Source organism: Lysobacter olei (genome assembly GCF_054777355.1).
The window spans coordinates 330,667-340,872 of record NZ_BAAHAT010000004.1; the positions used below are offsets into that span (position 1 = coordinate 330,667).

General features: G+C 67.9%; 9 protein-coding genes. 4 read left to right on the forward strand and 5 right to left on the reverse strand.

What is annotated here, in order from left to right:
* Positions 1-94 precede the first annotated feature (94 nt).
* The 4 genes from ACYVBS_RS08095 to ACYVBS_RS08110 are packed head-to-tail and all read right to left on the reverse strand — an operon-like array spanning position 95 to position 3,762.
* Positions 95-805 (reverse strand): ABC transporter ATP-binding protein, encoded by a 711-nt coding sequence (locus ACYVBS_RS08095; RefSeq protein WP_460822946.1) that lies wholly within the window; start codon positions 803-805, stop codon positions 95-97.
* Position 806: 1 nt separating this feature from the next.
* On the reverse strand, positions 807-2,009 hold the full coding sequence (locus tag ACYVBS_RS08100; protein WP_460822947.1) for an ABC transporter permease: 1,203 nt from the start codon (positions 2,007-2,009) through the stop codon (positions 807-809).
* Complete coding sequence (locus tag ACYVBS_RS08105) at positions 2,006-3,157, reverse strand: efflux RND transporter periplasmic adaptor subunit (RefSeq protein ID WP_460822948.1); 1,152 nt, start codon at positions 3,155-3,157, stop codon at positions 2,006-2,008. Before ACYVBS_RS08105 ends, ACYVBS_RS08100 begins: the two co-directional genes overlap by 4 nt.
* Positions 3,154-3,762 (reverse strand): TetR/AcrR family transcriptional regulator, encoded by a 609-nt coding sequence (locus ACYVBS_RS08110; RefSeq protein WP_460822950.1) that lies wholly within the window; start codon positions 3,760-3,762, stop codon positions 3,154-3,156. The genes ACYVBS_RS08105 and ACYVBS_RS08110 overlap by 4 nt, the downstream gene beginning before the upstream one ends.
* Before the next feature lie 328 nt (positions 3,763-4,090).
* Here ACYVBS_RS08110 and ACYVBS_RS08115 point away from each other — a divergent pair, with 328 nt between their 5' ends.
* Entirely contained in the window at positions 4,091-4,723 is a 633-nt protein-coding gene (locus ACYVBS_RS08115; protein WP_460822951.1) for a trimeric intracellular cation channel family protein, read from the forward strand.
* Positions 4,724-4,832: 109 nt separating this feature from the next.
* Complete coding sequence (locus ACYVBS_RS08120) at positions 4,833-6,011, forward strand: GGDEF domain-containing protein (protein ID WP_460822952.1); 1,179 nt, start codon at positions 4,833-4,835, stop codon at positions 6,009-6,011.
* Here the strand turns inward: ACYVBS_RS08120 and ACYVBS_RS08125 are convergent.
* A complete protein-coding gene (locus ACYVBS_RS08125) occupies positions 5,988-8,465 on the reverse strand; it encodes a cation-translocating P-type ATPase (RefSeq protein ID WP_460822953.1) in 2,478 nt (825 codons plus the stop codon). The two genes, ACYVBS_RS08120 and ACYVBS_RS08125, sit on opposite strands and share 24 nt — an antisense overlap.
* Positions 8,466-8,555: 90 nt before the next feature.
* Between ACYVBS_RS08125 and ACYVBS_RS08130 the strand changes: the two genes are divergently transcribed.
* Together ACYVBS_RS08130 and ACYVBS_RS08135 are read left to right on the forward strand one after the other, a co-directional pair.
* Entirely contained in the window at positions 8,556-9,191 is a 636-nt protein-coding gene (locus ACYVBS_RS08130) for a phosphoribosyltransferase (protein WP_460822954.1), read from the forward strand.
* Positions 9,192-9,388: 197 nt separating this feature from the next.
* Positions 9,389-10,165: a helix-turn-helix domain-containing protein gene (locus tag ACYVBS_RS08135; RefSeq protein WP_460822956.1), complete on the forward strand. Its 777-nt coding sequence runs from the start codon at positions 9,389-9,391 to the stop codon at positions 10,163-10,165.
* Positions 10,166-10,206 lie beyond the last annotated feature (41 nt).

Here is a 10,206-nt window from a genome sequence, read left to right on the forward strand (position 1 = left end):
GGAGATCCAACGGTTCCGGCGCAGCTGCGCCTTGTGTGGGACTCGCCGCGGACATCGGATGCGCGCCCACCGGCGTGGGCTGGAAGCGATGGACTCAGTCGAAGCCGCGTCCCTCGCCAGCTTCCTCGTGGGTCACGCCGTCGCGTATATGGTAGATGCGCTTGAACGTCGGAATGATCTTCTCATCGTGGGTGACCACGATCACCGCGGTCTCAAAGCGCCGTGCCATGTCGTTGAGGATGCGGATGACCGCCATCGCGCGCTCCGAGTCCAGCGGGGCAGTGGGCTCGTCCGCGAGGATCACGGGGGGACGGTTGACCAAGCCACGCGCAATCGCAACGCGCTGCTGTTCCCCGCCCGACAGCTGGGACGGCATTGCCCGCGCGCGGTGCTGCACGTCGAGAGCGGTGAGCAACTCATGCGCACGCCGGCGTGCTTCGTCGTTGGCCATGCCTGCCAGCATCGGCAGCAACGCCACATTGTCGGTCACGTCCAGGAACGGAATCAGATAAGGCGCCTGGAACACGAACCCGATCCTGTCGCGGCGCAGGGCGCGCAGGTCGCGCACTTTCCAGCCTTCGTCGAAAATCACCTCGTCGCCGAGTGCCATGCGCCCACCGGTCGGGTCGATGACAGCCCCCAGGCACTTGAGCAGGGTGCTCTTGCCCGAGCCTGAGGGGCCGATAAGGCCCACTACCTCGCCCGGCGCGACGTGCATGTCCACGCCCTTGAGCGCATCAACGGCGGTGTCACCCTTGCCGTAGCACTTGCGCAGCCCCTCGATGCGGATGCCATTGCCGGCCACCTCAACCCCCGATCGCTTCGGCCGGATCGACCTTGAGTGCCATGCGGATCGCAACCACGCTGGAAAGCACGCACAGCGCCAGTACGGCGAAGAAGCCCAGCACCGAATCGCCCGGAACCAGCAGCACGTACTTCGGGAACAGCGGCGCCGCGAACGTGGCGGTGATCTTGCCGACCACGAAGCCAATCACGCCCAGCGCGAGCGCCTGCTGCAGGATCATCGCGGCGATGGTGCGGTTGCGGGTGCCGATGAGCTTCAGCACGGCGATCTCGCGGATCTTGTCCATGGTCAGCGTGTAGATGATGAAGGCGACGATGGCAGCGCTGACGGCGGCGAGGATCACCAGGAACATGCCAATCTGCTTGGCTGACGTCGCGATCAATTTGCCGACCAGAATGCGTTCCATCTGCGCCCGGTCGTAGACCGTGAGCCGTTTCCAGCGTGCGATTGAGGTCGCCACGTCCTCGGAGGCGGAGCCCGGCTGCAGGCGCACCAGCACGGCATTCACCGCACTGTTGGTGGTCTGGGCGGCCGTGACGGCCTCCAGCAGGCCGGGTACGGCGGGGCGGTTGAACGCCGGGTTGGCCGCGGTGCGGCGGCGTTGCATGAGGATGGCGTCGTTGTCCTTCAGGAACTGCGCTTCCTGCGCGTCCTTCAGGGGGATGAACACCATGGGGTCGCCGCTTGAGGACACCATGCGACGGGTCAGTCCGACCACGGCATAGTGGTTGCGGCGGACCTTGACCACGTCGCCGATCTTGAATCCGGTGGCCACATCGACCACGGCCTCGTAATGACTGCGGGTCACCTGGCGCCCTTCGATCAGCTGGGGGGGCCAGCCCGGGGTGCCCGGCCCGCCGGCAGCCATGCCGACCACCATGGCGCGCACGTCCTGGTCACCCCTTCGAACCTGCATGGTCAGGTAGGTGACGTTGGCCGCCTCGGCCACGCCGTCCATCGTGCGGATGCCACGCCACAGGTCGTCGGGGATGCTGGAGGACTCGGCATAGGGGCCGAGGGTGTCGCGCTGCACCACCCACAGGTCTGCGCCGCTGTTGTCGAGCAGGACCTTGCCGTCGCTGACCATGCCACGGTAGACGCCGGCCATGGTCAGCGTCACGCCGATCAGCAGGCCCAGCCCGATGCCTGTGAACATGAACTTGCCCCAGGCATGCAGGATGTCGCGCCCGGCGAGGCTGATCATCGCGCGGCTCCGGGCAAGCGATCGACCACGTGGATGCGGCTGCGGGCGGTCAGTGCCTTCTCGCTGTAGACGACGACGCGGTCGCCCGCGCTTAGGCCTTTCTTGACCTGCACGTGGCCGCCGAGGTCGCTTCGGCCAATCGTGAGCGCCACGAACTCAAGATCGCCGTCGGACAGTTTCCACACGCCGCGCTGTCCATTGACGGTGCGGATGGCGGCATTGGGGATGGTGGGGGCGGGTGGCAGCGGTGGGAGTTGTACCGTGACCTCGGTGAGCTCGCCAATCGGTGGCAGCGGCGAGGGGGCGGTCGAGAAGACGATCTTCGCAAGGATTTCCTCGGTCACGGCATCGGCGACCGGTTCGGTTCGCAGAACGCGACCTTCCATGGGACTGTCCTGTCGTGAGCGGAGGACCAGTTGCGCGGGCAGCCCGGCAGCGAGCCCGGTGGCGCTGACCTGGTCGAAACGGGTATCGACCCACAGGCTGGCCGGATCAATGAGTTCGACCACCGCTTGGCCGGCCACCACCGTGGTGCCGGGGTCAACGTGGCGCGCCGCCACCAGCCCGTTGACGGGCGCGACCAGCTGCAGGTTGCCGCGCTGTGCCCGAAGCGCCTGCAGTTCGGATTGCAGGCGATGCATGTCCTCGCGAGCGGCGCCGAGGGCGGCGTCGGCCACGTCCCGCTCCTGGCGCTTGGCGCCGACGCTTTCTTCGCTGACGCCGCGCGCGGCGAGCAGTTGTTCGTAGCGACGTGCCTGCGTCTGTGCAAAGGCCTGCCGTGCCTGGGCTTGGCGCAGGCCGGCTTCGGCGCTGCGCAGGGCGGCCTGTGCCGCACCGATGCGTTCGTCCAGATCGACCGGGTCCATGGCCCCGAGCACCTGCCCGGCGTTCACCGCATCCCCGACGTGGACCTCTAGCTGACGGACGCGCCCGGCGTAGGTCGGCCCGATGCGATACGAAAAGCGCGCTTGGACCGTCCCAATGCCCGCCAACGCGGGGGTCAGCGCTCGTGACTCCACCGTCGTCGTCGTCACCGACACCGGTGCCAGCGGTCCCGAGCGCAGCGCGACATAGGCGAACAGCACTGCCAGGGGCGTGACCACTGCGATCAGTGCAAGCGTCCGGCGCTGCATCGTGGGAACCTTCATGGCGCGCTCCGGATACCGCGTCGAAGGATGGCGAACACGCGGGGCGCATTTCGCCGGATGTTGTCCACCTCGCCCGACAGCAGTGATTGCATGACCAGGCCCTGGATGGTGCCGATGAACTGCACGGTTGCGGCATCCACGTCGAGTGCGGGATCCAGTTCGCCGCAGTCCTTTCCGGCGACGAACAGCTCGCGCAGGCGTTGACCGTACTGGCCGATCATGGCCTGCACAATCTGCTTGGGCAGGGTGTCGCCGGGCCGTTGCAGTTCGCCAAACAGCATCCGAGGCACGCCTGGATGCTCGGCTACGAACTCGGCATGGGCCAGGAAGACCGCTTCCAGCGCTGCGAGCGGCGACGCCGTACCTTGGGACACCCGGTCGATGCGGGCAAGCAAGCGGTCGGCCACCCAGGACATCACGGCCTGCAGGATCGCTTCCTTGCTGGGAAAGTGGCGGAACAGGGCGCCCTGGGTGAGGCCCATGCGGCTGGCAATGGCCGCAGTCGTGATGTCGCTCGGGTTCTGCTCTGCCGCCAGCTGGACGACGGCCTCCACGGTGGCGGCACGGCGCTCTTCCGCGGGCAGGTGTTTTGAGAGGCTCGTCATGATCTTGAAGGTGAGTAACCAATTACTATCTTATTCGTCGGGCTGCCGGTTGCAAGTGGCCACGGCCAGTGGGACAACTGGCCCGGGGCCCGGGGCCCGGGGGCCGGATATCCGTGAGTGAGGAAAAATGGTCCCGCGGCTTGGGACTGCGTCAGCAAATCCATGCCCAAGTGCAAAGAGCGGAAGTCAGAGAGGAGGGCGTGCGAAGGGAACCTGCCGCGCTTTTTGCTTTTTGCGCACCATGCGAGTGCGCTCGTACCATCGCAATCTCGACGCGTTGCATTTTTCGCCTTTGCTTGCCATCCCCAACGCGCAATGCCCCGGTAACATGGACCTGATCCTCATCCTCGATCTGTTCGGCACCTTCGTGTTCGCGCTCAGCGGCGCGACGGTCGGTGTGCGCCATCGGCTGGATCTTTTCGGCGTGATGGTGCTGTCGTTCGCCGCGGCCACGTCGGGCGGCCTGATGCGCGACGCGCTGATTGGCGCGCATCCGCCTGCGGCACTGGCGGACTGGCGTTACGTGGCCGTTTGCGGCCTCGCCGGGCTGGTGACGTTCTACCGCCTCGGGGTGATTGAGCGACTGCGTAATCCGGTCCGCCTGTTTGATGCCGCGGGCCTGGCCCTGTTTGCCGTGCTGGGTGCGGAGAAGGCGTTGACGTATGGATTGGGCGCGGTGTCTGCCGTATTGCTCGGCACGCTTTCGGGGATCGGCGGGGGCATCGCGCGCGATGTCCTGGTGGCGCGCACGCCGGTGGTGCTGCACTCGGAACTGTATGCGGTGGCCGCCATTGCCGGTGCATCGGTGGTGGTGATCGGACACTGGCTGGCCTGGCCCAGCGCCCCGGTGCTGTTGGTCGGCGCACTGCTGACCTTTGGCCTGCGGTTCATGGCGATCTGGCGTGGCTGGAGCCTGCCAAGGGCGGGAGGCCCTCCGCGCGACGTCGACCCCGACCGGTAACCCCGGGCTGGTCGCCGATCCATCTGCACGCAGGGTAGTGGACGTGCCCCCGCGCGTGTGTACTCTTGTCTTGCCGGTCATTGCCGGCATGCCGTGATGGCCCACATCCATGCCCAGTCGTGACAGCCGACGCGACCGTTGGTGGGAGGATACGGGGCGCCAGACGTTCTGGGCGGCGTTGCGCCAGCCGCGGCGGTTCTGGTTTGGCGGCGGATTGGGTGCCCTGACGCCAGACATGCGCGACGCGCTGATCGCGGCCCAGGTCGAGGCCACGCGACCGGCCTTTACGGCGGTGGTGGGCATCAGCGGGGTGATCCTGTTCCTGGCAGGGCTGCTGGAGGCCGCGGGCGCGACACCCGGGATCGGTTATGGCCCCGGTTTGACAATGGGCGCCGCTGGCGCCGTGTGGGCGATATCCGTGGCCTTGTGGCGGCTTCAGGCGTGGCCCCTTCGGCTGTCGCTGGCGCTGCTTGCAACGTTCCTCACCGGCATTTTCCTATCCGTGCCCCTGCCGGGCTCGGACGTTGATCCGCATTCGCGCATCGGGCTGTTCAACCTGCTGCCCATCACGCTGCTGGCGCTGATTGTCCGGCCGTTGGCCACATGGGCGCTGGTTGGGGTGGTGCTGCTGGTGGCATTGCTGCGCGTGGTGCTGCACGGCACGCCAGAGGGCGGTCCGTGGTTGTACTGGATCTATATCGCCGCCATCGTGGCGTTTGGGCTGATGTTGCGTGGCTACCGCACGGGATTCGCCATTGATGCCAACCGCGTGCGCCACCAACTGTGGGAGCAGGCGAACACCGACGCACTGACCGGCGTGTTCAACCGCGCGGGCTGGAACCGGCAGGTGATTGCGCATTACCACGCCGCCGTCGAGGCCAAACGTAACGTGTCGCTGGTGTTCTTCGACGTGGACCACTTCAAGCGCATCAACGACACGTGGGGCCACGAGCGGGGCGATGAAGTGCTGCAGGCGCTGGGTCGCGTGTTGTTTGCCCGTCAGGATGACCGCGTCTGGGCGGCGCGGATGGGCGGCGAAGAGTTTGTCGTGCTGCTGCTGGACGCACAGCCCGAGGCGGTCGAACGCTTTTGTCATCGTGTCCGCGACGAGTTCGCCGAGGTCGCGGCCGACGTGGGCGCCACGCTCAGTGCCGGCGTGGCGTATCGCCTTCCTGGCGAGACATTGGGCAGCCAGTTGCACCGGGCGGATGCGGCGCTTTACCAGGCCAAGCGCCTGGGGCGCGACCGCGTCGAAGTGGATGGCTCAAGTGGAACCGGCATCCACTGACACGGTGCCCGTGCGTTGGCGTGGCGCGAACTGTTGCAGCCAGTCCAACACCGCCACGGCCACGAGCGGCAGGGCGATGGCCACGGCAAGCAGGTCGCCGCGCGGCGGCGCGAATCGGAACCAGCCCGCAGCGACGGGATGCAGGATGGCCAACGCCAGCAGCGCGCTGGCCGCCACGCACACCAGCCAGAACGCCGGGTTGGGCGTGCGCAATGCTCGCCAAAGCGATCCACTGGAGCGGTGCAGCAGGATCAGACCCAGGTTGCCCACGACAATGGACGTGAACGCCAACGCAGACACCTCCGTGTGTGGCGCGCCGGCGCGCGCGGCAATCGCGTATGTCGCCGCCACCGTGGCAAACATCACCGCGCCGTGGCCCAGTGCGCCAAGCAACGTGGCTCGATCCAGCAGCCGTTGCCCGGGCGGGCGGGGCGGTCGTCTCATCAGGTTGCCGGCCGGCGGTTCGCGTTCAAGCACGATCGTGCAGGCGGGGTCGATGATCAGTTCGAGAAAGACCACGTGCAGCGGCAGCAGCACGGGCGGGCCTCCCGACAGCAGCGGCAGCAAGGCCAATCCCGTGATGGGAACGTGCACCGCGAGGATGTAGCGAACCGCACGCGCGATGTTGTCGTAGATGCTTCGACCCAGGCGGATGGCACGGACCACGCTGACAAAATTGTCGTCCAGCAGCACGATGGATGCCGCTTCACGGGCCACGTCGGTGCCGCGGCCGCCCATGGCGATGCCGACATGCGCCGCCATCAGCGCGGGCGCGTCGTTGACGCCATCGCCTGTCATGGCCACCACATCGCCCCGCTGCTTCAGTGCCTGCACCAGGCGCAGCTTGTGTTCGGGGCGTACGCGCGCGAATACCGGCGCGCCCGCTAGGCGCTCGGCCACGGTGCCGTCATCCCATTCGTCGACATCGCTGCCGCGGACCACACCATCGCCCTGCGAGATGCCTGCCTGCGCCGCGATGGCGCGCGCCGTGCCCGCATGGTCGCCGGTCATCATCACCACGCGCACGCCGGCCGCCTGCGCTTCTGCCACGGCCTCGGGCACGGCGTCGCGCAGCGGATCGGCGAAGGCGATCAGCCCCTGCCATTGCAGGCGCAGGTTTTCCGCACTGTCTGGCAAATCGGGCGCGCCGGATGCCGCGCGGTCGTCCACCGCCGCGGCCAGCACGCGCAGGCCCCGGGCGGTCATCGCCTCCATCCGGGCGTGCAACGCGGCGCGGCCCGCGTCATCGAGCCCACACAACTGGGCGATGGTTTCCGGGGCCCCCTTGGCGGCCACCACCCGGCGCCCGTCGTCGGTGTGCCATGCCTGCACGTAGGCCGGCATACGGCTCGACAGCGGGTATTCGCGAAGCCGGTGCCACCCGGTAGGCTCGCTGGCCACGGAGGCGCGCTGCGCAGCGTCGAGTACCGCGCGATCGACAGGGTCGTGCGACATCGGTGGGCACGCCAGCGCCGCCGTGAGCAGCAGATCACCGGAGGCCATGTCGTCCAGTTCGGCGACGGCCATGCGGTTCTCGGTCAACGTGCCGGTCTTGTCGGTGCACAGCACGGTGATCGCGCCCAGCGCTTCGATGGCGGGGGCGCGCCGGACCAGTGCGTTGTGCTTGGCCATGCGCCAGGCGCCCAGTGCGAGGAACACGGTCAATACCACCGGGAACTCCTCGGGGATGTTGGCCATCGCGAGGGTGATGCCGGCCAGCACCGCTTGCAGCCAGTCGCCGCGCAACAGCCCGTACAGCACCACCATCAGCACGCAGGTCGCCAGGCTGAGCAGCGCGAACACGGCCACGGTGTGGCGCATCTCGCGCTGCAGCGGCGTGCGCTCGACCTGCAGCGTGGCCAGCGTCGTTCCTATCCGGCCCACGGCGGTCTGCGCGCCGATGGCCACGACTTCGGCGCTGCCGCGCCCGCGTACGACCAGGGTGCTGGCATGCAGCAGTGCATCGCCGCCGGCGGTGCGCGCGACCGGCACGGATTCGCCGGTCAGCAGTGATTCGTCGACGTGCAGGTCGGCGCCTTCCAGCACGGATGCGTCAGCGGGCACGCGGTCGCCTTCGGCAACCAGGATGACGTCGCCCACCACCAACTCGCGGGCCGGCACCACCGTGGCGACCCCGTCGCGCAGCACGTGCGCGCGCGGACTGCTGAGGTCGCGCAACGCCTGCAGGGCGCGCTCGGACTTGTACTCCTGGTAGGCGGTCAGGCCGATCACCAGCACCACCGACGAAGCCAGCAGTGCGGCTTCCTGCGGGTCGCCCAGGAACAGGTAAATGCCGGCGGCCGCCACGAGCAGCAGCAGCATCGGCTCGCGGAGCACGTCCACGAGGATCGCCCAGCGCCGTTTGCGCGCAGGCTCGGGTAGGGCGTTGGGCCCGTCGCGCTTGAGGCGCGCGGCCGCTTCGGTGGCGGTCAGTCCCGGCATGGCCTCAGTCATGGTCCTGGTGTCTGCAGTATCCACGACGTCCGGGCGGGCCGCTTGATGGGCATCAATGCACGGCACCCCCAAGAGGTGCAAGATCACACCATGGGCAGGCTACCGTTCCGTGACCGGGAGGACGCCGCGCGCCGGCTGGCGACGGCCTTGGCGCGTTTTGCCCACGCGCAACCGCTGGTGCTTGCGATTCCTCGCGGCGCGGTGCCGATGGGGCGGCTGATCGCGACTGCGCTCGGCGGCGATCTGGACGTGGTGCTGGTGCGCAAGCTGGGCGCCCCCTACAACCCCGAACTGGCGGTCGGCGCGGTGGACGAGGCCGGGCACGTGACCCCGGCTCACGAGGGGATGTTGATGGAAGGCGTCGACAAGGGCTATCTGGACGCCGAGATCCAACGTCAGCTGGCCGTGATCCGTGAACGCCGGCGGACCTACTGCGGCGGCCGTCCCCCCATGCCGATGGCCGGCCGTACGGTCATCGTGGTCGACGACGGGCTCGCGACTGGCGCCACGATGGCTGCGGCCCTGCAGGCGGCGCGGCAGGCGGCCCCCGCGCGTCTTGTATGCGCCGTGCCCGTGGCGGCCCGCGAGAGCCTCGCCGCCATAACACCGCTGACCGACGAGGTGGTGTGCCTGGCCCAGCCCAGCCCGTTCTATGCCGTGGGCGCCTTTTATGAACAGTTCGAGTCGGTCGGGGATGCGGAAGTCGTGGCCGCCTTGCAGGGCTGACCTGCGCCAACGGCCCAACTGGTATCGCACCAAAGCCGGATTGACGGCGCGTATTGGGCTGGCTGAACATTGAAAATCAAGCACTTGCCTGGCCAATGAGACTTCGGCGGGCATTTGTCACGCAATCCCGGCAAAATGCCCGGGAACCAAATCACGCATCCATGACGGAGAAGGGTCGCATCGGGCGACCGCAACGCATGAGCCAATCCGACGTCGTCGACCTGGCGCGCCTGCGCCGCAGTTGCGCGCACTGTTCGCTGCAGGAGTTGTGCCTGCCGGCAGGTATTACCGGTGACGAGCTGGCCGAGCTCGACAGCATCATGCGTCGCCGCCGGCCACTGAGCCGCAACGAGCGCCTGTTCCACCACGGCGACAAGCTCGACTGCGTGTTCGTCGCCCGCGAAGGCGCCTTCAAGACCATCAGCATCTCGCGCGAAGGCGATGAGACCGTCGTGGGTTTCCACATGCCCGGTGAATTGATCGGGCTGGATGCGCTGGGCGATGGCCACCACCGCTGCGAGGCTATAGCGCTGGTGGATTCCAGCGTGTGCGAGATCCCGTTCGACCGCCTGACCGAGATCGCCAGCCACATCCCCGGCCTGCAGTTCCAGCTGATGCGTGTCATCGGCCAGAGCGTGAGCCGCGACCAGGACCACATGGCCATGCTGCTGCGCCGGCAGGCGCACGAGCGGCTTGCGATGTTCCTGATGGGCCTGCGCGAGCGCCTGGAGATCCTGGGCCAGCGCAACGACGTCTTCCGCCTGCCGATGAGCCGCGAGGACATTGCGGCGTATCTCGGCCTGGCGCTGGAAACCGTCAGCCGCGCGTTCGGTCGCTTGCAGGACGACGGCATCATCCACGTGCATGGGCGCAGCATTGAAGTGCTGAATGCCGATGCGCTGGATGCGTGTGCCCATGGCGAGCAGACCCCGCCGTCCGCGGGCCGCCGGTGTGCGGCGCGCTCGCAGGGTTGAGACGCGGCACCCGCATCGGTCCGCGCGCGGAGGCAACAGGT